Genomic DNA, 23,095 nt, shown 5'->3' with positions numbered 1-23,095 from the left:
TGCTTCGGACTACTTTCGTTGGCTAACCGTGACGGTCGCAATGGAGTACACGCTAAGGCATCCTGGTTGACCGCAGGAGCGCCCGCCTGGATAGGAACCTTTGCGATACGAGCGCCGAGAAAGTTGATGCTTTTATGCTGAATGGGGCGCTTGACGCAAAGGGAATGGAGTGATCCGTCAAGTGTCAATTGGCGAACAATGCAGGGACGTTCGAGCGTCCGTGTGTATTTGCCAGCGAGAGTCGGTACTTGGCCGGATCCTGTCTGGTGACCCCGGCCGAGGCTGCCACTAACCGTTGTCAATTCGCTTACTTAAACGAGTGCAATTAGGCGCCTTCTAAGAGTTCGAGGCCACTGTCGTGCGCCATTGCAGTGGGTATGTCTTCGCCTTCGTCGGCAGTTTCATCAGTGGTCAGCGCAGTATGGCCAGTGATACGCGCCACTAGTTCCATAAGCAGCTTCTGGCGGGCGGCCATGAACCCGGTAAAGTCGTTAGCGTAAATTTCTGGAACTGGGATGCAGTGCGATTTCAGATAGTCGGCAAGTGCAGCTTTGGCGATGGGTGGTTCGATGATTTGCCCGTTTGGGCCAGCCTTTCCCTTTTCCAGCTTTTCGAGATAGCTGGAAGGTGCAACACCACCAATGATGCGGTTCGTGCGATAGCCAAGCGGGGTCTTGTTGACGACGGAGTCGTAGAGTGAAGCCGGCAGCTTCTGCGACTCGCACCAAGCTTTAGGGAAGATATGGTGAATGTCGACGGCTTCGTCAAAGAAGACGATTTGGTCAAAGGTTTGACCGCTACGGAAGTCGATAGCACCCTCGCGCAGAAGGAGCGCTTGCAAGCCCTTGTAGGCGGCAGAGAGTCGCGAGCGCATGGTTAGCAGGCGGTCGGCGCGCAGCACCCCATCGGTGACAGTGGTGGGTTTCGGGCCGCCATCAAGCCAGGCTGGCACTTCAAGGATGTCCTTGGCAAAACGGCTTTCGACTGTCGAGCCGTAAAGTTCACCAAACACGCCGCACCAGTACCAGCGGGCAATCTTGTCGTTGTTGGTCGTGTGCTCAGCCTTGTCGCCGATCTCAGCAAAGATGGCTGCAAGGGGAACGAGTTGCGTCTGGTAGGGCAGATCAGCGACGCGGTGTATTTGTTGTTGGCGCAGGAATTTAGCCGCGCGCTCAAATCCGGCACGCACAGCATTGCAGTGCTTCTTGTAAGCGGTCAGAGGCAGATCAAGTAATGATTGGCGCGTGGCCCGAATGGCGGGCCAGTCATTTTCTTTCTTGGTTGGGTCAGATATTGCGGCGAGGCGCAGTTCCTTGGTGTGCAACAGTGCAATGGCCTGCAGAAAATCAGTGGCGGCCACGTTGGCCAGCACACCTTGCGCCTGGCCGGCGGCGCTGCCGAAATTTCCGAGACGTTTGTGAATTCCGAGCTTGCGATCGGCGTTATCGGATTTCTCGTCGCCGAGCCAGTCATCGCGTAGCTTGTAGCCCTGGGCGGCATACATGGCAGTGAGCAACTCGAAGGCATCCAACGCCTTGCCCCCCGTGTTGACCTTCTCAAAGACAAGGCAGACTGCTTCATGGGAGGTGTCAGCACCGAGGGCAATGACGGGCACCTGGTATTCGGTGAAGTTTTTCAATACGTCGTTTTTAAATTCTTTAAAAACTTCGCGCACCTCGGGCTTGCCTTTGGCAATCCAGAAATCGCCGAATTCCTCTTGCCATGTGTCCCAGTTGAACGCTTGATTGAGCGGATACATCAGGTTCTCATATTCAAGCTCCGGCGACGACAGGTCAAGCGCAATGTCCTTGTCAAAATTTTCCTTCAGCTTACGGTCTTCGGGCACTGCGAAGATCGCCGAGTCGCGGTCGGTTTCGGTATTTAGCGCCTTACGAATGTCGATGTAGAACCACCGCTTGACCAGCCGCTTTTTGGCAGTGATGGTGGAAACAACTTGCCGGCGCATGCAGCTTTGATAAAGCGAAGTCATGCGCTGCTGACCGTCGAGCAACAGCTGTTCGGGTTTCGTTTGGGCCGCTACCGGGGCACCTTCAATGGGCCGATAAGCGAAGACCACACCCGTGTCGATCTTCGACTTGAGGGACATCAGCGCTCCCATCGGGAATCCCCGCGAAACGGACGCGATGAGACTCATAATGCGTTCTTCTTCCCACACCCAGCTCCGCTGGAAGTCTGGCAGCTGCAGCTTCCCGTCCTCGCAAGTCGTAAGCAGCGTCTGGAGTGATACCGGATTTGTGTCGAAAGTCGTCTTGGCCATTAGTTCAGAACCCCCGTACTTTTATGTTAGGCAACCCAAGGCCGCCATTTTTCAATAATCTTCGAGTAAAACCGAAAAATTTATGCGTGGTCAAAGACGGTTCCACAGTTGCCGTGATTTTCCGTGGCGAGGCAATAAATCAATTCGGTTCAAGAGTGAACCGTTGGCATCGCTGCCCGCTCACCGCCAACAACTAACGACTTCGCTTGGCCGAATCCGGATGATTGCGGGCTTTGATCGCACCGTTAATTCTCTTGCCTCTACGCATCCGTAGAACGATCGCCACGTCAATTCACAATGCTAAACGCCTAAAGTTGACTAGCAATTTTCATTAACGGTGACGCCCGCCTGGATCCAAATAATTATGGTTGCGTAATGTGCCCGTCCTTTTTCGGCTGTCCATCCATGCAAGCCAGCCAAGCCGATAGGTTCGTGCATCCACCAACGCGTGATGTTCGCGCGGGTCGCTATGGTATGCAGCCACCACCTTGCTGTGATAAACCGTAGAGTCAATCAACGGACGTAAATCAAAATACTTTTTCATCAGATTAGGAACGCGAGCAGTGCCCAACAGATTCATTAAAAACCCAAAGTCAGTTCCTGAATCACAGGCGGCTTGAACCGCGCGCGGTGCGCCGCTTAACCACGCATGAAGCTTAGCGCGTGCTTCAACTAACCTATGCCCGGATCCGCCAAGAAGCGGCACTACCTTGCTACGAACAAAATCAGTGCAATCGGAAATTTGCCACGTGTCGGTCAGCTCGACATAAAATTCTCGTTGCCCGTCTTCGGCGACCAACGCAAGGCTGATCAGTTTCGGTGCCGAAGGACCGTAGCCGGTGTACTCGGTATCTAAAAACAGCAGCATCATTTCTCCACTTTACTGACTTACCGCTCGTAGCTGGATTCTTTTGGACAAACCTCACGCTGCTGCCATTACACTGATACTAAGCTAATGTTCAACTGCTCCGTGATGGATACGACCACCTCGGGCCTCTATGCGCCCAGAGACATTCAAAACCCGCCCGATGACCAGCGAATCGTCGCCCGGTGTCAGGCACTGGGTTTGACACTGCTGCAAGCTGTGCAACTGGCCAATGCCGGCGATCCAATGGATTCGCAAGCGCCTGCGTGTGCTGGGACTTGACTTCATCACCTACGAGTTACTGGCCGGGCACAAACAAGGCGACGGCCTTCAGATGGCTGCGGTGTCCTGCAACGTAAGTTATCGCGGTTCTCTTACGAAAGACGACTTGCTGATGATCCTCACTACGGGCGTCGTGCCTACTAAGTTTTTTGCGCATATCGGGCACTTCCTTGATGAGGTGTCGGCCGCAGTCGTCGTACGTAGCGTCGAAGAAGCCGCGCAGAAAAGTCAAATGCCCGCCCACCAGATCTGGAAAAACATTGCTCAGCTCGCACTTCGTCACAGCGATTATCGCAAGCCGCTGTGGGCGTTGTTCACGGCGACAGAACCGGCATTTTCTCGCTGACGATAACTCACTCGCCCCCTCTTGCCTCAACCCGCCCAGATCTCCCAGTTGCTTGAATAGTAATTGTGATTGCATGACGCGCAAAGCCGCTTTTCCTCGCCAACAAGGTTTACTTTTCTGGCTGGCATCGTGCCACAACGCTCACATGGCATGACAACGTCCTCTGGCTTGGCTCCCGTTGCGAATAAAGAGTCGATGTGCTCGGTACTTAATCTCGGCGGCAGTGTCATCTGGACTCCTAAATGTATAGATTAATCAAATGTGGTTGAAAGACTGACCCCGGGTCAAAAAAGCGCAGGCTGCCTCTCCGATGCGATCGGTACAACCTTGAACTGGGCCAAGCGTTTTCGTGCTTCCGAAAGATCGTGCAACAACTGACGCTGCAACCATGTTTCTGCGCCTCCACCGAACGCCAGGTCGAGTCGCAACGCCATTTCAGGCGAGATACCCGCTTTGCCACCCAGCAAATTCGTCAACGCTTGCCGGCTTACGCCTAACGCGCGCGCGCACTCTGTCACAGACAGCTCGAAGCGTTCGAGGCAATTCTGGCGAACCAGCGTACCAGGATGAGAGAAATCGGTATCGGACATGACACTACGATAAAGCCAGTTACTTATTTCGTCAACAGACAATCGACACTTGTCATGGGACGATCCGGCAGGTTTTTTCTGCACTCGAGGATGAGCCGTCTCCTCCCTCAACTGGCGATCTTCTGCTTCGGACAGATCTCGCCAGAACGGACTCCGCCCGTGGCGAATATGCAATATCGGATGGGCGTTTTCTTCTAATATTGCCGCAATGAGTTCCGGCTCCATTGCGAGCACTGCTCGCCAGCCAGAGCGTTGGGCTGAAGGTTCTTTTCCCGCTTCCCATTCCTCAACGTGTCTCAACGCAGCAGCGACCACAGCCTGCGCGAAATTCGGGTCCCGCAGCTGTGCGACGAATTCGCCATGCCGCACCCACTGCTGCTCGACATGCTCTTCGTGCATTCGGTCAAAACTCGCTGTGACCTGATCCAAGATTCGCGGCCGATGACGGCCCCGGCTCTCTGTTGGCATAGATATCTTTCCAGATAAGCATTCACACATTTTGAACACTATAGATTGTAGCCCTAAAGTGTTCAGCGTGAGGTCATCGAGTTCTCTAAAAAGGAACTCGAATGATGCAGCCCATGGGCATTGGAAAGGCCATTTGGATCGTAAGAAAAGCACGCGGCTTGACGCAGGAAGACTTTTCGGACGTGTCGAGTCGCACGTACCTCAGCAGCCTGGAGCGCAACTTGAAGTCACCCACGCTTGAAAAACTGGCGCAGCTAGCCGCTGTCCTTCGCGTCCACCCGGTCACACTAGTTGCGCTTTCAAGCTTGCCGTCAACAGACGGTGCCACTATCGACAAGTTCATCGCCCTGCTGGATGCCGAACTTAAAACCTTCGAGAACGATGCCTAGCTTGATTGTTGCAGCGAGACCGGCTGCCTTTAACGTCGGCCGCGTTCTCGAACTTTTTAACGCGCGACGGCACGACCATCAAAAAATGTCGCACCCCCGCATCCCAGCAAGTAACCTGAATCGCTTTGCAGTCACGTTGCCAGGCTGACGAACCAAATCACACACTTATCGGTTTAGTGAAGGGCCTCGGCGCCCTCGGTGTGGTGTGTTTTCCCTTTCTAGCTCCGGCCCTTCATGAGCTGGACTGTGGCGTGACCGATCAAGAGCGAGTGCTCCCCGCTCACGCCCTTCAAGCCGCTCCCATTTTTCCCGGTATGGGGCCAATTGTTCAAGTCGACGGGTGCCGGCAGGGCCGAACGCATACGCTGTCGTGCGTTCCGCATAATGACGCCAATCTCGTCCGTCAGTAGCGGTTCGCCCGTGCGCACTCGGCGAAGACTGCAGCAATGCTTCCCTGATCGTCGCCTGATCATGGCCCGTAACTCGCATGCGTACGGCGATCATCGCATCGACCCGGGACGGATCAACGCGCGTTTTCTGAGAATGCTCGCGGCGCTCCTGACGTCCGATGACATCGTCGTAATGTCGCCGGTAAATGTCGGCCAGCGTGCCGGGTAAATTCTCCCGAAACTCACGAGCGCTAACATCCGATCGCGGCACCACTTGCTCGTTTTTACGGCTCATGGGGCGCTTCGCCTGCCTGCCCTGTGCGATTTGCTCTTGCAGCTCTGGGTTAACGATCCGAAACCCGTGTTCAACTGCCAGTGCAGCACACCGTGCCTTGTAATCGTCGCTTCCGCTCACCCGCAGCTCACCCCACTTCTGCGCCGACAACTGCAACGCCGCAAGCAAACTATCGGCGTTGTGCCAGTCGCGCACCTGGATTTCTCGCCCCTTATCGACGAACGCTACCTGTGCTGAATCACCCAACCCACGATCAGCCGAACCTCTCATCATTCGACGGCTGTAATGCACCTCTCGCCCATGAATGCGCGCGACGTAATTTCGGATATCGCGCGGGGCCGCGACAACTGAAATACTGTTCTCGCTACTTTCGTTTTCCAAACCCACACCGATAATCCGCCCGATCTCACGCCCTGAGTCGCCAGTCCCGTACTCGCTGGCACGCGCGTTCTCCCGGCCGACTTCTCGATCCCGGTCGCGATATCGCCACCGCTCAGCAAGCTCCGGCTGCCCTCGCTCACGCAACCAAACCTCAAAGTCCGGATACGGCGCAAATCGCTCCCGTAAAAGCTCCCGCTCACGTTGGTGACGATCTTTGAGCGTAGCCCGCTCACCCGCCTGCTCTGCCGCCAGGATGCTCTGCATCGCCTGGCGCAACTCGCCTTTTCCTTTCCATACGCCTTGGTACGACTGCTTACCCGCATCAGGACCATTCACAAGAATGTCCCGGCGCGTCGCTTTTTGCACCTCAGAGAGCGCTTGCCGTTCAAGCAAATGCCGGCCTTTCTGTTCCGTAACCGCAACAGTCTTTGTTGCATAATGCGCCCGTCGCCCGCCAATATATTCCGGCCATTCCGCGACACCTTTTGCGATCGGCATGGGTGAGCGCGGCGATCTCAACAATACCGCCTCATCGCCGGCGTTCCGCGCCACGCCAGAATTTGCTGCTGAAAGCGTTTCCGGAAGTGCTGCCGGAAGTGCAATCGAATTCCCAACTAAATCCCCAACCGAATTTCCGGCCAACGCCACCGCTGGCGCAAACTTCCCCAACCGCTTTTCCATCTTCAGCAAGCTCGCAGCCCGATCGGTCCGACTGGCTTTTACGCCAATCTCTCCCACAAACACAACCGCACCACTGCCCACTTTCTCGTAGCGCATTCCGTTATTGGCCAATTCCCGATGCACTTCAGCCCAGCTTTTTGCTTCTCTTAAAACAGGCCCAGCTTCCTCGATCGCAATCCGTTCAGCTGATTTTTCGCCAGTGCGCTCCTCCATGTCTCGCTTCGATTGCTCAGGCTGCCGTTGCCGCTCCTGCTGCCGCTCAACATGAACCTCGACAAGATCTTGCGTCGCTTGCTCGCTTTGCAGCTCGCTCGGCAGCCCACTCCGACCTCGTTCAACTTCACCCGTATCAAGCACCCGATACCGCCCGTGACGCTCACGCTCCCAACCCTGAACGTGTTCGATTCGCGCAATCGCCCGATGCGCAGCCTCGATATCAAATCCCCTGTTCGGCTTGATCACTTTCAAGCTGTCCGGATGCACGCGGTTCACCATCAAATGCAAATGCAGATTCGCGGTATCGGCATGAAGTCCGTAAATAGCCTGATGATTTTCCAGACCCATTTCCTTTAAAAAAATGGCTACCGCTTCCTCAACCTGGCCAGGACTGGGATGTTCGTTTTCTTTCCAGCTCATGACGTAATGATTGATCGGGTCGCGACTGCGCACGGCTTCTTGTGCGAGCGCCAGCATTTCCGCTTTCTGCGCCTCGAACGATTCCGTCAGAAATCCGCAGCTTCCCTGATAAACGCATTTTTCGTCGACATTCGTTTTTTCCGGCGATGCGATGTAAGTCGCAAGGCCGTTCACCCGCATGGTCTTCGACGCCGATTTCGATGGGTTTTTGATCTTTTTAACAATCACGATGTCGTTTTCCTCGGGGGCCTGATCCGGCGCAGCAGTTGATCAGCGTCTATCTATTTGGCGCTCATTTTTTCGATACACGCTTTCACCGCCACCAGCGCCTCAGCAGTCTCACGACTGTAGGCACCGTCGCTCTGAACATGGACATGTTTGAGCAACCCGCCAAGCCGCCGCAACTCCTTGATCATGATCGCATCCGCGTTGGCGACAATCGGTCGACCGAAATAACGTCGCCGCACAAGCTCCGATACGCTCAAGCCGGCAAGATCAGCGTCTTCTTTGAGCTGACTTTTTTCACCTGAGGTCAATCGCAGACTGATTAAGGTATCGAGCGCTTCCAGTCCAATCTGTTCAAACGGCATGACGCCTCGCAACGATAAAAGCGCCTATGGCGCGTGTCTGACAGATGAGAAGCACCACGTCCGTGGTGCGCCGAATCTGTTGGGGTCAAGGGGCCAGCCCCTTGCAGGGTGAGGCACCGTGCGAGAAGCGAAGCGCCGAGTGCGGGGCCATCCTTTGGAAGAAACATGCAACGCATGTGTATTACAAAGGCCATCCTGTATAGCGCTGAGCTTAGTTCTTCTTCATACGTATCGTAGCCGTGATCTCTGTCCTTGTACAACAACTCAGATGCTTGCTAAACTATATCGTATTAGTATTACAATTAGAATTAATTGGAGAGGTAGCTTGAAACTCACGACCGAAAAGATTAAAGCCATCGCAGCCAAACTGCGTGAACTTCCTGCCATCGAAAAAAGAAAGCCGAAGTGAGCAAGCAGGACGCGGTGAAACTGCTCTCCAAGGAGATCGTTGCCATGCAAAAGCGTGGCTACACATTGCTTCAGATCTCCGAGGCACTTCGTGGTGAAGGACTGAGCCTATCCACCCCTACTCTAAGAAGCTATTTGCAAAAGGCACAACCCGCGAGCAAAACACCCGCGGCGATATCGGATGATGCAGCTGCGACCAAGAAACCAGCGGCTCACGCTACACGTTCATTCACACCAAAAGCTGATAGCGAAGAAATTTAACGAGCGTTCGAAATGGCGAAAAATATCTATTTGATCGGCGGCAGCAAGGGCGGCGTTGGTAAATCCATCGTTACGATGGCGACGATCGATTACTTGCAAACGCTCGGAGAAGCAGTGCTTCTCATTGAATCCGACACGAGCAATCCCGACGTCTATAAAGCGTATCAAGACAGCACACGCGCTGAACTGCTTAACCTCGACGAGGCCGACGGCTGGATCCAGCTAGTGAACCTTTGTGACGCGGAACCGGAGAGCGTCGTAGTTGTGAATACGGCGGCACGCAACAACCAGGGCGTGAGCGCCTACGGCGAAACGCTCAACAGCACACTTGCCGAGCTCAAACGCAGGCTGGTGACCTTGTGGGTCATCAATCGCCAACGCGACAGTTTGGAATTGCTCAAACAATATCGCGATGCCTTTCCACCCTCGGCGAACACTGCGGTTCACGTTGTGCGAAACGGTTACTTTGGCGACGAAGGAAAATTCGAACTTTACAACGGCTCGAAAGTGCGCGAATCCATCGAAGAACAAGGTGGCCGCTCGGTGACTTTTCCCGACCTCGCAGATCGCGTAAGCAATGACCTATATAGCAAGCGCATGAGTATTGCCGTGGCGGCAAAAGAATTGCCCATTGGGAACCGAGCCGAATTGAATCGCTGGCGATCAGAAGTTAAAAAAAGTTTGCAAGGAATCGTGAATGAGTGAACTTCAAGCGAGCCAACCACCGCGCCGATCAGGCGATCTTTTTAACGATCTCGATGAAAGCTTTGCCAAGCTGCTGGGTCGCCAGCCCAATGATTCGGAGCGGCAGAAGTTGTATGTCGTGCGTGATGCGCTGGGGCTTGAGAACAACGACGCCCTTTGGTTAGTGCTCATGGCGTTGCAGCATTATCAGACGCAGTATGAAGCGATTCCTGCCGCGATTTCCCAGGCTACAAAAGAGACGCTCTCCGCGCTACAGGAGACGGCCGACTTGACGATGCGGATGTCGGCCAACTCAGCCAAAGCAGACTTAGCAGCGGCCGTCGCGAGCGCGGCTCAAAAAGTTGCGACGAACGTTTCCCAAAAGCAAATGTGGAAGTGGGCTGCGGGCTGTATCGCAATCGCTTTCTTGAGCTTTGGGTCATTCGGCGCGCTTGTGTTCGAAAAAACGTACACAGCTGGCGAGAACAATGGATACGGATTGGGTTACAACGCGGCGAAGGACGAGAAGGCGGCAGCGGCATGGGCCAACACGCCGCAAGGAAAAATGGCCTACCGTTTAGCTCAAAAAGGCAGCCTCGACAGTCTGATCCAGTGTGATCGGCCTGGCTGGACTAAGAAAAACGGCTTGTGTTATCCGTTTCAAGCGTCCGATGGCAAAGTTTATGGATGGGCACCGCCATAACCTTATATCGACGGCGTCAGCTTGGCGGTAGCCTGGCCCAATGCTATTCCTTACCGCCGCCGCGGGTCCTCAGATAATCCCAAAATGCATTCCGCCATGCCGACCGCGAGCACGTGGATGCCCCAAAGCTCAAGCGAAGGCACGGTAAGGGCGTCATGTGGCTGTGATCAAATTAGCGAGACTCGGAATGAACTGGTGTGTGTGGGCTAAACAAAAGCATATGCGGTCATGCGTAGGTGTTTAGCCATTTTCGCAGCGCGCCGTTCATGTGCGTGCCTTCCACCATTGCCCATTAAAACGGAAACCCAATAGGCTCCGGTCGTATAAAAAGCTGGTCTCTGTCGAGTCGATAGCGGCCAGTTTGCTTTTCAGCACCTCCTCCATCGGCCCAACGTACCGGTGAATTGCCCAGAGCGAGCGCCTGGGCTTCTTTGCGAGCAGTCGGCGGTCAGGCGTCTCGGGGCGAAGCCTTTAGTCTCCTAGGAGGCGTCGATAAGGTCTTGGCCACTGACGTCGTCACGTAGAACAACAAGCGCAGACGTCGTGAAACACACGAGTTTGCAGGTCGGTGACGGCGGCCAACCATTCGGATTAGCGACTCCGATGTTGATAGCGTTAATGCTTTTCCCGCAGAAGCCGAGCGACCACGTCGACAACGATCCTCTCAAGCCGGCGCTTAACGTTGTCTTCTGCCGCCGGATCGCGTTCAATCGTCGCAGCGCCTTCCATCAATTGGCACGCAAGCCACATAAATAGTGCTACGCCAGGGTCACCGTAATGCCTTGTTTTCTCCGGAAACAAAATTTTGAAATACATGCCAAGGCGGTCATCGGAGTTCCACGGCGTGGCGTCATAGGCTGAATCGTGGCCTCGTACAATCGAGCCTAACCGGCGCGCGTCCTGCTCGATCAACATGAGAGGCTCGCGCGCGCCAGGGCGTCCCAGCTGCCACGCTGCTTGGGTTTCGAAGACACGCTCGGCGAAATGCCGAACGAGCGCATCGACGATCGCCGGGTCGGATAACGATGGCTTGCCGGTCGATACCAGTTCTTCCAGCAAATCTGTGTGCATCGCGATTCCCTTATAAAACTGATCGACTCGGACATACGCCCTCCCCTCTCATTCCGGCCGGCACCACCACGCTTGGGCATACGCAATCGATCCTATGAGCTCTGGACCCGAAAGTACGAAGCCGCTGGTGCCCATATGTGCAAGCCGACAGTCATAAAGTGCGAAGAGCAAGGCTTCATTAACTCGACCACCCCCGATAGTTGCCACATCGGAGTACAGCCCCAGTGCCGTCACGTTCTCATGCGCGACGACAATGTCCCCACGCGCTGCTGAAGCCGTGCGGATTTGGTGTTGGTCGAGCGCCTTTCCATAGAGGCGCATAAGGGTTATGTGGGCAAGCATCGGGTCTAAAAGTACTGTACAAAAACACAGTATATTCCACAACCGCGTGAAAAAGCGTGGGTACAAGCGCTGCACGCCGCAAACAGCGAGTGACACGTTCGGCAAAGATGGCACTAGGCATAACGGCGCCAATAACATGCGCGAACCACGACATACCCACTACATGAGCGTCGCGTGGTTGCAACGCCGCCACGCGCTCGCCATTTAGGGGTTGCGCCTTCAGCGTTTTCGGGAACAAAATCCGGCAACCAATTGGCTACCAGATAGGCAACTGGTATCTATCAGATATCTGTTATACATCCGATAGCTGATAGACATCCGATACCTGATTGGTACCTATCAGATATTCAACAAAGTCGATCGAACAGGGAATATCAGAATGCCGACAATCGTTTTCGTCAGTCCGAAAGGTGGCGCCGGCAAGACCACGTCGGCACTCATCCTTGCCGAACAGATTGCGCGATCAGCGCCGGTAACTATCATCGATGCAGATCTAAATCATCCGATCCAATCATGGGCAGCGGGGCCAAATACGCCGAAGAACTTGACGGTGGTATCAAACGCGGACGAAGAAAACATCATCGACGTTATCGAGGAATCAGCGACGCGCACCCCGTTCGTGATAGTCGACCTGGAAGGGACGGCGGCAAAAATCGTATTGCTCGCAGTGAGTCAAGCGGATCTCGTGATCGTGCCCACGCAGGGTTCGCAGCTCGACGCAGCACAAGCGTCGCGAGCTCTCCGGGTTATCAAGCAGCAGGAGAAAATGTCCCGTCGCGCGGTGCCGTACGGCGTGCTCATTACGCGTACAAACCCCACAATTCGCACGCGCACGTCAGTGCATTTAATGAACACATTCCGCGAAGCAGGTATCGTGATGTTGAACACCGAGCTACACGAACGCGAGGCATTTAAGGCGCTATTTGCGTTCAATCAGCCACTTTCTCATCTCGATCCGAAGGACGTTTCCAACATCGACAAGGCGATAGCGAATGCGGAAGCGTACGCAGCAGAAGTCATCGGCATGTTGCGTACAAGTCATGAGAAGGGGGCCGCAGCATGAGCGAACGAATCAACCCGCTGGCGAATTTAGACGACTTCACGATCAAGGCCCCTGAGAAGAAGCCGAAACCGCAGCCTGAGGCAATCGAAAAGCTCTCGCAGGAGACTGGGTTCCTAAGCCGTCAGCCGCGTCAAATATCGGCCGAACCTGCCAAGCGGACGCAGCGGCGGTACACCACCGGCCGCAACGTCCAAATCCCTATTAAGGGCACTGCGGAAACGAGAGCGCAGCTTGAAGCGCTGGCTGACGAGTTGCAGGAGCCGTTCGGTGAAGTGCTCGCGCGCGCGCTTGCAGCCCTACGGCGCGAACTAGCAGTAAGAAATGGTACCTAATTGGTGTCTGTCGGATACCAATTAGGTACCATCGGTGCTGAATTGTCAGCAAGTCTGTTACCCAATTCGGTTTTGAAGGTCAGTATCTATCAACAAGGCAAGCGCAGCGCGTCAGGCCGAAGGCAAAACGTCGCGAGGAGACTGTGTACAACAGCGGTACCGGCTTGCCGGATGTCCACATGTCAGTGTGGGCATCGCTGTTGTACACGGGCGGACGCGGGTAGGTCAGAAGCGTTATGAAGTACAGATGGTTTAAGCTTATAGAAGGGCTTAGTAAACGCTTAGTCGCTGTGGATAACGATCGCAAGCCTTTGACGGAAAAAGGAAAAATAAGATCTTTGATATATCAAACCCCGACGATCGCTATCTCATTCCCCGATTTAAGCTACCTCATACCCGAATGTTCTATCTCAAACCCCGACGTTTTCTATCTCAAACCCCGAAAAAGCTATCCCAAACGGCGAAAAAGCTATCTCAAACCCCGATCATGACTGAAAAAATATCTCAAACCCCGATGTTTCTATCTCAAACCCCGATCCCGTTTTGATAGGATTAACTCGTTGAAAACGTGGGAGATTGCGTGTCGACAGCCATAGAACGAGTGAGAAAATTGGAGGGGGAATTTGGCCCCGCGAGCCAGCTTAAGCTATTCCCGCAGTGGGGAAGCGACTATCGCGGCATGTCGAAGAGTCTCGCCCGTAGCGCCCTCTTTGCCGTTCGGGACAAGCGAGTACCGCGCGAACGTTACGAGAACGCCGTTATCGCGTCTCTGCAGAACGTTGAGATCCGGTATTCGGGCATCGAGCTACGCCAAGACGATCACGACGTATTCATGCAGCTGTGCCACATGGCACGTGACGAACAGATGGGCTCCGCCGTGAGCATTACTGGCATCGATGCATTGCGGGATCTGAAGTGGGGAAGTTCGTTAGAGGACTACGACCGACTGCGCGCGTGCTACACGCGTATGCTTGAGGGGACGATATACGTCACTGTCAAAGGCGCGCGAAATATCCGCGTGACTGGGTCCCACTTATTTCAATCCGTAACAGCAGAGCAGGGTACCGGTACCGTCGAAGGACTCACCGCGCGATGGACGATCAGACTAAACCCTGAACTCGCGGGCATCCTCACCGGCGATGAAATGACGTTGATCCTATGGGCGCGTCACGAAGAACTTCCGCCCCTTGCAAAGTGGCTTTATCGATTCTTTGCAACACACGAGACCCCATTCCCATACAAAGCCGAGACGCTGCATATGCTGTGCGGGAGCCGTCAGGTGGATATGGCCGCGTTTCGGCAAAAGCTAAAGAAATCATTGCAGGAACTAGTCGACGGCCGATTTATAGCCAGTTTCAGCATGGGTCCAAAGCTTTCATACCTTGTCACTGTGACCCACCTCGAACAGCCAAGGATCGGATGATTGGCGGTCCCCAATCCGCAACCGATTAAATTATCGTCAAAACGCGGGGAGTGGTCATCTGCCCAGTTTTGCGCGAATAGCATGGTCTGATCGACAATGACCGCCACAGATTTGCAATAGTCCCAATATGGGACTAAACTGCATGCATGAGAATCGTCGCAAAGAAGAATCTCCTCGTTTTTTGTGCGACCCATGCGGCGGCACGCCAGTCCTTGCTTGCGTGGCATGAAGAGGCCGCCAAGGCTGTTTGGACAACCCCTCAGGACATCAAAACCCGGTACGCATCAGCCAGTTTTGTGGGACACAACCGCGTTGTGTTTAATATCAAAGGGAACGCTTACCGACTAATCGTGGCGGTCGCCTACAGGATTGGCGTGGTCTACATTAAGTTTATCGGCACTCACGCCGAGTACGATGCAATCGATTCAGAGACTGTTGAGCTGGAGTTGTGATTATGGATATCCGACCATTACATACTGAGCAGGACTACCAGGACGCCTTGAAAGTGATTTCGGCGCTGGTCGACGTCGACCCCGAGGTCGGGACGCCGGAGGGCGATCGTCTGGACGTGCTGTCCGTCCTGGTCGAACGTTACGAGGCGCAACACTTTCCCTTGGATCTTCCCGATCCGATCGAGGCGATCCGCTTTCGGATGGAGCAGGCGGCGCTCACGGCGAGCGACATGCAGCCATACCTGGGAAACCTGAACCGGGTGTACGAGGTGCTCAATCGCAAGCGGGGCCTAAGTCTTGCCATGATCCGGCGGTTGAACCAGGGCCTACAGATTCCGGCCGAAGTGCTGATCGCGCAAGCCTGAGCGACGACCTTACGCCGGTCAAACCCGACTTTCGCGAAACTACCCGTTGTCGGGTCCCGACCAACGGCTCATGATGGCGGTCCACGGCGCGTTCGCGCTGCGCAACCGCCGTTCGCCCGGCACAACTTCGTACAGGAAAGATGATGGCAACTGGCACAGTCAAGTGGTTTAACGACGCAAAGGGTTTTGGATTCATTACGCCGGACGAGGGCGGCGATGATTTGTTCGCGCATTTCTCTGAGATCCGCTCGGAAGGGTTCAAGAGCCTCGCGGAAGGGCAGAAGGTAACGTACGAATCGAAGAAGGGCCCCAAAGGTCAGCAGGCGTCAAATATCCAACCGTCGTAAGCGGTAGCGCACGGCGGTCCGTCAAGGTCGCCGTGCCAACAACGCGGCTATGTCCATGGCCGGCAAGCGGGTTCCAACCCATCAAAGCAACGAAACTATAACGGTTTAGCGACAGCATCCTTAACTGATAATTGTTATTAGCAGACAAGCGTTTAATGGGTAAAATTGAGATATTTCCACTTCGCGCCTGTCCCAAAGCTAATGTTCTGCTTTAATTTGCGGGTTTTCCCGTACGCGTTGGCAAAGGAGCGAGAGGGGAGGGCGTGTGGCTAATCAGTCGCAGCAGCTCACGCTTCCGACACCGCGTACCTACACGCGCACCGATTTCGCGGCGCTACGTGCGTTCGTGCAGCACATCGAGCCCTCGGTCATCGCGCACCGGTACTACGACCCGGATGATCGAGAGGTTTCGCCGCAAGCGGCCAGCGCTGATGCAATGGGGCGGTTCCTGCGCACCATGCTTGACGATCTCGTACAGCTTGCGCTGCGCAACGGCTCAGCTGCGCTCGCCGCGCATTTGAAAGCGTCGATCAAGCAGCACGGCAGCGCAAAGCTCACCGCGGTCACGTTGCGGATGGTCGAGCAGGCCTCAGTACTCGCGGCCGCGGCGCCCGCGGCGGATCATCACGTTGGCCTCTGGCTGCGACCGCTGGTGACCAAACGACTGACGGCCGAGCGGATCACGACACTCGGCGAACTCGTTGCGTATTGCAATTCGCACGGCGGCTGTTGGTGGCGCTCGGTGCCGCGCATCGGCGCGCACCGAGCGAGCGTCCTCGTTGCCTGGCTGCGTCGTCACGAGCAAGCGCTTGGGGTGCGAGTCGATGACGATGTTGATGCAGGCCCGCTCGTACCGGCGGTAGGTTTCGGCATCGTCGTCGTGGTCGGCGGCTCGATCGACGCGCCACTGCTCGCACCATTCGAACGCCTCGCCATTCCGACCGCCTTATCCGGGGAGCTTGGCACCAATCGCGCACGCGAGTTCGCGTTTATCCGGGCCGATCACGACCTGGCCGCAGTTCACGCCTATCTGAATCGCTACCGCGATCGGCCACCGACGTTGCGCGCGTACACGCGTGAACTCGAGCGTCTGGTCCTGTGGCTGGTGATCGTGAGGGGCGTCGCGCTTTCGTCGATGACGGTCGAAGATTGCGAGGCTTATAAGGATTTTCTGAAGGCGCCGAGTGCGAGTTTTGTGGGTCCGAAACGCTCGCGCGCCAGCGGCCGGTGGCGGCCTTTTACGCCCGAGGGCGTGTCGCCCGAGAGTCAGGCTTACGCGGTGCGCGCGATCCGTGCGGCGTTCGCGTGGCTCACGACCGTCAGGTATCTGGCCGGCAATCCATGGAGCGCAGTCACCGATCCGACTACGATCACGCGTGAGGTCGAGGTCCAGGTCGAGCGGGCGCTATCCGCCGATCTCTGGACCCGGGTGCGCGCGGAACTGGATGCCCGATGCAACGGCAAGGACCTGGGCGGGTTGACACCAACTGAGGACGAAGCGCGCCAGTGGCGCATCGCGCGTGCGGCCATTTTATTGATGGGGAACTCGGGCGTGCGGCGTGATGAAGCGGCCAACGCTCGTCGTGAAAATTTGAGTGTCGCGGTTGTCACGGCGACCGGCTCGGCGACCAAATCGTCGACCGACGCGTCCACCAGCTCAGCGGCCGAGCAGCGCTCGATCTGGGCGCTTGGCGTCATCGGCAAACGCCGCAAGCAACGCACGGTGCCGGTGAACGTGGCGACCGTCGCCGCGCTACGTGCGCACTGGGCGGATCGGGAACTAGACTTCGATGCGGCGTGGGCGGAGGGTCCTTTGATTGCGCCCGTCGTAATCAACGGGACCGATGCGTCGCTGGCTAAACATCGCGATGCGTCGGGTGGGGAGGGCGGGCCGTCCCACCGGCCTCATGCACCTTATGCGGCCGATGCACTGGCGCGCCTCGTACGCGAGTCGGTCAGACGTATTGCCGAGGGCCTGTTGCGGGAGGGTGCGCTCTCCCACGATGCGCACGTCAAGCTGCTGGCCACCTCGGCGCACGCGTTCCGTCATACTTTTGGAACGCAGACGGTTGCCCGCGGTATGCCGATTGATGTGGCGCAACGAATTCTGGGGCACGCGTCGCTGCAGACGACGTCGATCTATGTTCGGGCCGAGCGGCAGCGCATGCTCGAAGAAGCGGCTAAATATTATTTAGAAGATGGCGCCTAGCGTACCCGTGTTGCTGCGACGTCGCCGACGTCGAGGATGAATGCTGGAAAAATGCTGCGAAATCGCGATCGTGAATGGGAATGCACCACTGGAGTTCACAGTAAGAAGCGCCGAAAACAAGTTAATTGTTGTCGCAGTGCGTATTGATCCGCAGATCGAGCAACGACTGCGTTTGCTGGCCGAGACGACTGGGCGCAAGCAGTCGTTCTTTCTGCAGCAGATGATCGAGCGCGGTATTGACGCCATCGAAGAAACTTGGTTGCCGCGCGAAACGCTTGGTCAAGTGCGAAGTGGTCGAATGCCAGTGTCACATCCAGATGGAGGCACGTCCGATCTCTTTGGCGATGTTGCCGACAATGACGCTAAGTTAGACCAGACTTCACCAGTTTCTTATCAGCGTATCAGGTGCTCGGATCGCAGGCAGCAGGACGACCCTTCCCTTAAAAGCTTGCCCGACGGAGACAATGCCCGTTTTGCTAACTTTGGCGGAGGCAATGGTATTCCGCAGCTCGTCTTCACCCCACTACCTGTCCCATATCAAAGAAATTCTCGTTGCACCACATCTCGGCGAAGTTGCAGGTATAGCCCAATGCTTTCGCCTCTGTCGCAAACGACGGTAAAAAACCGGTCTCGTATGAACTTCCCTTGCCGTCGCTCGACGACACGCGCGAAATCGTCGCTTGTCCCACGTAATGGCCATTCGTTAGTCTGACAAAACAATCGATATTGAACGTCCGATAAATGAAGATCACGGGTGCCTCCCCAGACACCCAGTATGCGCTCGGTGAATGCCTTCACAGGGCCAACCTCAAGCATCAGACCGAGAACCGGGGCCTGCCAAAATGCAGAGTCCCCGCGAGGCCTAGGTAGAGAGGTAGCGAGCGATCAACGCGACTAAATTCTCGAGCGAAACGGGTTTGCCTACGTGGCCGTTGAAACCCGCCGCGAGCGCGCGCTTGGCGTCTTGCGGACGTCCAAACCCCGTCAATGCGATTGCGGGAGTACTCGCATACATGGGCATGGTCCGGATAGCTGCGATCAGTTCGTATCCATCCATTTCCGGCATCCCGATATCGGACAGAATGAGATCAAAATGGCCGTCTGCAGCGGCAAGTAGCGCACCCGCGCCATTTGATTCAGCGTGGACGTGCGCGCCTTCAAGTTCTAACAAAGCTTGGAACGCTTCGAGCGTTTCTTGGGTGTCTTCGACGAGCAGGACGCGCTTGTTTCTCAAAATGCCAAGGTCTGGCTGTTGGGCGGGAGCCGCGTGCTCAGATGCTCTCTCGATTGGGATCCATACGCTGAATTTAGCACCTTGACCCAAGCCTGCGGATTCGGCGCTCACTCTACCGCCATGCCTTTCGACCAACTGCTTGACCAGGGCCAGTCCAATACCCAAGCCACCCTTTGAACGCGCGGATCCGCCGTCCGCCTGGCTGAACATATCGAAGATTTTGGGTATGAAGACCGGGTCGATGCCTTGTCCCGTGTCGGCGACCTCGATGCACGCAAACCGACCATCGCGCGACAGAGTCGCGTTAATCTGTCCGCCAGCCGACGTAAATTTCAGTGCGTTGCTCAGGAGATTCCAAAGCACCTGCTCAATGCGAACGGAATCAGCCCATACGGTAAGAGGTTTATCCGCGCCTGATAGGACAACCTTTATTCCGCGCTCCGCAGCATCGCTTTCAAGGGCCGCGCCGACCGCATTGATCGTCGCGGCTATATCCACGTGGGCCCTGTTGAGTGCTAACTTGCCGGTTTTGACCCGCGACATGTCGAGCAAGTCGTCGATAATAGTTGCCTGTGCTGCGACCGACTTCTGAATCGCGTCGGCAGCGTCGCGCACCACTGCGAGATCGCGTGCTAGGGGAGCGCGTGTCAGCATCTCAGCCTTCACGTGGATCAGATTGAGCGGGTTTTTGAGCTCGTGAGACAGCACCGCCAGGAATTCATCTTTCAGTCGATCGGCCGCTTCAACCTGCTCTCGCACCGATCGCTCAAGCGATTGCTGAAGTTGCTTTGAGCTCTCGGCCGTGTTGCCATCCGTTAAGTCTCTAGCAATCTTTGCAAAACCTTCAAATCCTTCACCCTTCAGCCTTGTCGTCACGCCGCTGCAATAGAGCTTTGAACCATCCTTTCGCACGTACCAGCGCTCGTCCTGGGATCTTCCCTTGTCCGTCGCAATCTGGCGCTCTGAGCTGGCAACGTGGCTTTCGCGATCGGTGGGCAGATAAATCAGCTCGACCGGCTTGCCCGTGATCTCCGCCTCGGAATACCCGAATATGCGCGTCGCTCCACGGTTCCAGGTGATGATCAGCCCATCCTGATCCTGAACGATAATCGCGTAGTCATCGGTGCTCTGCGCGGCGAGCTGCAGGCGTTTCTCACTCGTTTTGACTTCCGCCTCCGCGTGGCGCCTCGCCGTGATGTCAACGAGCGTGAGCACCGCACCATCGATTCGGTCCTCCGACGTCCGGTACGGAATGAACCGGGAGAGGTACCACTTGTCATCCGGACCGCTGATCTCTTTTTCAATGATCGAGAGCGATGCAAAGGCGTCAGCCGCATCATGTTCAAGGTTCGGATAATCCAATCGATGCGTGATATCAAGCAACGAGCGGCCAAGGTCAGAGGGGATTAGATTGAACAGAGCCGTGGCCGTCGGCGTGAAACGGCTGATCCGCATTGCCCGGTCGACAAACACTGTAGCGATACCCGTCGCCGAAATCAGATTGAGCAGATCGTCATTTGCCTTTCCTGTTTCGTGAATCTTGTCTTGCAGCTCGCTATTCACCGTGACGAGTTCTTCATTGATGGATTGAAGCTCTTCCTTGCTCGTTTCCAACTCCTCGGTGGTCGAGCGCAACTCTTCGTTGATTGCTTGCAATTCCTCGTTAGACGCCTTGAGCTCTTCGGTGGAGGCGTCGGCATGCTCAAGACTTGCCTGCAACTGAGTGCGTGTCGTGCGCAGCTCCGACTCCAGTGAATCAACCAAGGGGTCGCGATCCATATTGCTGCGCAAGTTCTCCGCGGCATCGGACCCAACACGCAAGTCAGCGATCTCGTTGAAAATGATCAAAACCAAATTGCTGCCAGTCGCATCATCACTGAACGGACGAACCGACGTACTGACTGTCACATCGCGACCGTCTAGCTGCATGGGTACGGCTTTGGCATCAACGGCGACCACGTCCTTGGTCGCCTCAAATACGGCTGTACGGAGCACCAGGCGCAATTGTGGAAGGACAATGTCGAACAGGTCTTGTGACGGCTCGCCACTGACATAGCGCAGATACCTATCGGCAAGCTCTGAAACGTGCACGACGCGTGACGTGCTGTCGACGATAACACTAGGCGGCCCGTACTGAAGCATGGCCCGACGGTGTAAATCCGTATAGGGAAGCGGCGGTAGCGCTTTTGCCCGCTGAACGTTGGGGAGCGCCACCGCGATGTTCGGCGACCCGATCGCGCGTGGGACGGACAGGTGAGAGAGCCCCTTAGATCGCGTCAATTGACGAGCGCGGTAAATACGATATTTTTTATCTACTAATTCAAAGAGGTCGTCCGCGACATCTGCGGTCTCGGCCGACCCTAAAAAAAGGAATCCTCGTGGCCGGAGCGCAAAATGGAATCGCTCGAGCACTTGCCTTTGCACAGTGCGATCGAGATAAATAAGCAGGTTGCGGCACGAGACAAGGTCGAGCTGAGAAAACGGCGGATCACGGAGCAGGTTATGTTCGGCGAATAAGATTTGCTCGCGTAAGCGCTTGTTCGCGCGGTATTGCAGCGGTTCCTTCGCAAAATGTAGGCGAAGGCGCGTAGGCGGAACGTCGGTCACGATGGAGGCGGGGTATAGCCCGGCGCGCCCGATCCTAATTGCGCGCTCGTCAATGTCGGTCGCAAAGACCTGAATGGACTGACCGGGCGCCTGCATTTCCGCACGCTCGGTTAATAGCATAGCGATTGAATAGGCTTCTTCTCCGGTTGAGCAACCTGCAACCCACGCACGAATCTGATCGTCGGTCGACAGGTCGTCGAATAGCTTCGGCACGGTCTCACGCTCAAACGCTTCGAAGGATTCGCGATCACGAAAAAAGTTGGTGACACCGATCAACATATCGCGTAGTAGCGACTTCGCCTCTTCGGGCGTTTTAAGCAGAAAGTCGCGATATGCCGGCACGGTGGGCGCGAGGTTGACCTGCATGCGCCGCTCGATTCGACGCAACACCGTTGCTCGCTTGTAGTGGCTGAAATCGTGTCCGGTTCGCTTCAACAATTCATTCAGAACTTCCAGCAATGCCTGCTCCGCCTTTGCCGCATTGTCTTCGTCAATCTTGACACGCTCATCTGGCTCGATGTTCGGAAGCTGAATGACCCGAGCATTTCCCCACAAACGGATCAATTGCTGCGGAATGTCCACGACGGGCAGAACGAAATCGACCATGTGGGTGGCGATCGCGCTTTGCGGCATCGCGGGATATTCCGCATCGTCGGGGCTTTGCGCGATGGTAATACCCGCAAACTCTTTGATCTGACCGATGCCCACGGCGCCGTCGCTGCCAGAGCCTGACAGGATGACTGCCATCGCGCGCTCGCGATGCACCTGAGCCAAGCTGCGGAAGAAAAGATCAATGGCCACCGGCCTTCCCCGCGGACCGTCGGATTCCGTTACAAGGAGGTGTCCGTCGTTCATCGTCAAATTCTTCGACGGGGAAATGACGTAGACATGGTTTTTCTGAATTTGCGTCGATCCCACCACCTGAGCCACAGGCATGCGCGTGACCCGCTGCAACACCTGATCGACGCTGCTTTCATGTTCGGGCGACAGATGGAGCACGACAACAAACGCCATGTCCATGTCAGCGGGTGCGCTTTCGAAGAATCGCAGAAGCGCTTGGATGCCGCCCGCAGATGCGCCAAGGCCAACAACAGGGAATGGAAGTGAGCTCGCCGGATGCGGCGAGACATTCGGATCGTCTGCCCGGGCAACGCTTTTGTCACTACTCATCAGATGATCCTAGCTCAGACGCCGGCCTGAGCGGACGCTTCGGAAATGGGAAAGGTGACTACGGTCCTGTCACGGCGCAATAAACGGTCCCAGTATCGGTTTCAACACCCCTCTGTTTTCATGCTCCCAGCTGAAGTTGTTTGTCCGCTTTAAATTGCAATGCTGACCTTCGCACGGAAACGGCAATAGGCCGGCACGGGTCGGCTACGGGTATTCGAGCCGCTCGGAAGCGAC

The 23,095-nt window shown here is 55.8% G+C and carries 20 protein-coding genes; 13 read left to right on the top strand and 7 right to left on the bottom strand.

What is annotated here, in order from left to right; translation table 11 throughout:
* Window positions 1-325 precede the first annotated feature (325 nt).
* Window positions 326-2,278 carry a GmrSD restriction endonuclease domain-containing protein gene (locus tag AXG89_RS34530; protein ID WP_062175119.1) on the bottom strand — a complete coding sequence of 651 codons (1,953 nt, stop codon included), beginning with the start codon at window positions 2,276-2,278 and terminating at the stop codon, window positions 326-328.
* Between the two features lie 331 nt (window positions 2,279-2,609).
* A complete protein-coding gene (locus tag AXG89_RS34525; RefSeq protein ID WP_062175118.1) occupies window positions 2,610-3,149 on the bottom strand; it encodes a 3'-5' exoribonuclease in 540 nt (179 codons plus the stop codon).
* A 226-nt stretch (window positions 3,150-3,375) separates the two neighbouring features.
* On the opposite strand from AXG89_RS34525, the gene AXG89_RS34520 reads away from it, so the two are divergent.
* Window positions 3,376-3,771, top strand: a complete 396-nt coding sequence (locus AXG89_RS34520) for a hypothetical protein (protein ID WP_062175117.1) — start codon at window positions 3,376-3,378, stop codon at window positions 3,769-3,771.
* Between the two features lie 284 nt (window positions 3,772-4,055).
* On the opposite strand, the gene AXG89_RS44530 is transcribed toward AXG89_RS34520, so the two are convergent.
* Window positions 4,056-4,790 carry a HigA family addiction module antitoxin gene (locus AXG89_RS44530; RefSeq protein WP_335672014.1) on the bottom strand — a complete coding sequence of 245 codons (735 nt, stop codon included), beginning with the start codon at window positions 4,788-4,790 and terminating at the stop codon, window positions 4,056-4,058.
* A 140-nt stretch (window positions 4,791-4,930) separates the two neighbouring features.
* On the opposite strand from AXG89_RS44530, the gene AXG89_RS34510 reads away from it, so the two are divergent.
* On the top strand, window positions 4,931-5,218 hold the full coding sequence (locus tag AXG89_RS34510; RefSeq protein ID WP_062175116.1) for a helix-turn-helix domain-containing protein: 288 nt from the start codon (window positions 4,931-4,933) through the stop codon (window positions 5,216-5,218).
* A 165-nt stretch (window positions 5,219-5,383) separates the two neighbouring features.
* On the opposite strand, the gene traI is transcribed toward AXG89_RS34510, so the two are convergent.
* Together traI and AXG89_RS34500 are read right to left on the bottom strand one after the other, a co-directional pair.
* Window positions 5,384-7,828, bottom strand: a complete 2,445-nt coding sequence (traI, locus tag AXG89_RS34505; RefSeq protein WP_069638512.1) for a TraI/MobA(P) family conjugative relaxase — start codon at window positions 7,826-7,828, stop codon at window positions 5,384-5,386.
* Window positions 7,829-7,881: 53 nt separating this feature from the next.
* Window positions 7,882-8,190, bottom strand: coding sequence for a plasmid mobilization protein (locus AXG89_RS34500; RefSeq protein WP_062175115.1), 309 nt, complete (start codon window positions 8,188-8,190; stop codon window positions 7,882-7,884).
* 405 nt (window positions 8,191-8,595) lie between these two features.
* Here AXG89_RS34500 and AXG89_RS34495 point away from each other — a divergent pair, with 405 nt between their 5' ends.
* The 3 genes from AXG89_RS34495 to AXG89_RS34485 are packed head-to-tail and all read left to right on the top strand — an operon-like array spanning window position 8,596 to window position 10,246.
* Window positions 8,596-8,859 carry a protein mobC gene (locus AXG89_RS34495; RefSeq protein WP_236873619.1) on the top strand — a complete coding sequence of 88 codons (264 nt, stop codon included), beginning with the start codon at window positions 8,596-8,598 and terminating at the stop codon, window positions 8,857-8,859.
* Between the two features lie 12 nt (window positions 8,860-8,871).
* Window positions 8,872-9,564 carry a hypothetical protein gene (locus tag AXG89_RS34490; protein ID WP_062175114.1) on the top strand — a complete coding sequence of 231 codons (693 nt, stop codon included), beginning with the start codon at window positions 8,872-8,874 and terminating at the stop codon, window positions 9,562-9,564.
* Window positions 9,557-10,246 (top strand): DUF6753 family protein, encoded by a 690-nt coding sequence (locus AXG89_RS34485; RefSeq protein WP_062175113.1) that lies wholly within the window; start codon window positions 9,557-9,559, stop codon window positions 10,244-10,246. The genes AXG89_RS34490 and AXG89_RS34485 overlap by 8 nt, the downstream gene beginning before the upstream one ends.
* Window positions 10,247-10,861: 615 nt before the next feature.
* Here the strand turns inward: AXG89_RS34485 and AXG89_RS34480 are convergent.
* The gene (locus AXG89_RS34480) at window positions 10,862-11,305 is read right to left on the bottom strand and encodes a hypothetical protein (protein WP_162916222.1); all 444 of its coding nucleotides are present in this window, start codon (window positions 11,303-11,305) and stop codon (window positions 10,862-10,864) included.
* Between the two features lie 733 nt (window positions 11,306-12,038).
* On the opposite strand from AXG89_RS34480, the gene AXG89_RS34470 reads away from it, so the two are divergent.
* The 8 genes from AXG89_RS34470 to AXG89_RS45170 all read left to right on the top strand — a co-directional run bounded on the left by AXG89_RS34470 (window position 12,039) and on the right by AXG89_RS45170 (window position 18,562).
* Window positions 12,039-12,722, top strand: coding sequence for a ParA family protein (locus tag AXG89_RS34470; protein WP_062175110.1), 684 nt, complete (start codon window positions 12,039-12,041; stop codon window positions 12,720-12,722).
* Window positions 12,719-13,054: a hypothetical protein gene (locus AXG89_RS34465; RefSeq protein ID WP_062175109.1), complete on the top strand. Its 336-nt coding sequence runs from the start codon at window positions 12,719-12,721 to the stop codon at window positions 13,052-13,054. Before AXG89_RS34470 ends, AXG89_RS34465 begins: the two co-directional genes overlap by 4 nt.
* 580 nt (window positions 13,055-13,634) lie before the next feature.
* Window positions 13,635-14,477: a plasmid replication initiator TrfA gene (gene trfA / locus AXG89_RS34460; RefSeq protein WP_162916221.1), complete on the top strand. Its 843-nt coding sequence runs from the start codon at window positions 13,635-13,637 to the stop codon at window positions 14,475-14,477.
* A gap of 146 nt (window positions 14,478-14,623) precedes the next feature.
* Window positions 14,624-14,929, top strand: a complete 306-nt coding sequence (locus tag AXG89_RS34455) for a type II toxin-antitoxin system HigB family toxin (protein ID WP_062175107.1) — start codon at window positions 14,624-14,626, stop codon at window positions 14,927-14,929.
* Between the two features lie 2 nt (window positions 14,930-14,931).
* Window positions 14,932-15,294 (top strand): helix-turn-helix domain-containing protein, encoded by a 363-nt coding sequence (locus tag AXG89_RS34450; RefSeq protein WP_062175106.1) that lies wholly within the window; start codon window positions 14,932-14,934, stop codon window positions 15,292-15,294.
* 143 nt (window positions 15,295-15,437) lie between these two features.
* Window positions 15,438-15,641, top strand: a complete 204-nt coding sequence (locus AXG89_RS34445) for a cold-shock protein (RefSeq protein ID WP_062175105.1) — start codon at window positions 15,438-15,440, stop codon at window positions 15,639-15,641.
* 265 nt (window positions 15,642-15,906) lie between these two features.
* Complete coding sequence (locus AXG89_RS34440; protein ID WP_062175104.1) at window positions 15,907-17,850, top strand: phage integrase family protein; 1,944 nt, start codon at window positions 15,907-15,909, stop codon at window positions 17,848-17,850.
* A 40-nt stretch (window positions 17,851-17,890) separates the two neighbouring features.
* Window positions 17,891-18,562 (top strand): hypothetical protein, encoded by a 672-nt coding sequence (locus AXG89_RS45170; protein ID WP_442861790.1) that lies wholly within the window; start codon window positions 17,891-17,893, stop codon window positions 18,560-18,562.
* A gap of 150 nt (window positions 18,563-18,712) precedes the next feature.
* On the opposite strand, the gene AXG89_RS34430 is transcribed toward AXG89_RS45170, so the two are convergent.
* On the bottom strand, window positions 18,713-22,861 hold the full coding sequence (locus tag AXG89_RS34430) for a CheR family methyltransferase (RefSeq protein WP_062175102.1): 4,149 nt from the start codon (window positions 22,859-22,861) through the stop codon (window positions 18,713-18,715).
* Window positions 22,862-23,095: the final 234 nt, after the last annotated feature.

Origin of the sequence: Burkholderia sp. PAMC 26561 (assembly GCF_001557535.2) — a bacterium.
Lineage (GTDB): Bacteria > Pseudomonadota > Gammaproteobacteria > Burkholderiales > Burkholderiaceae > Caballeronia.
The sequence above is the reverse complement of the archived record's forward strand: the minus strand, read 5'-3'. Positions and strand labels throughout refer to the sequence as shown.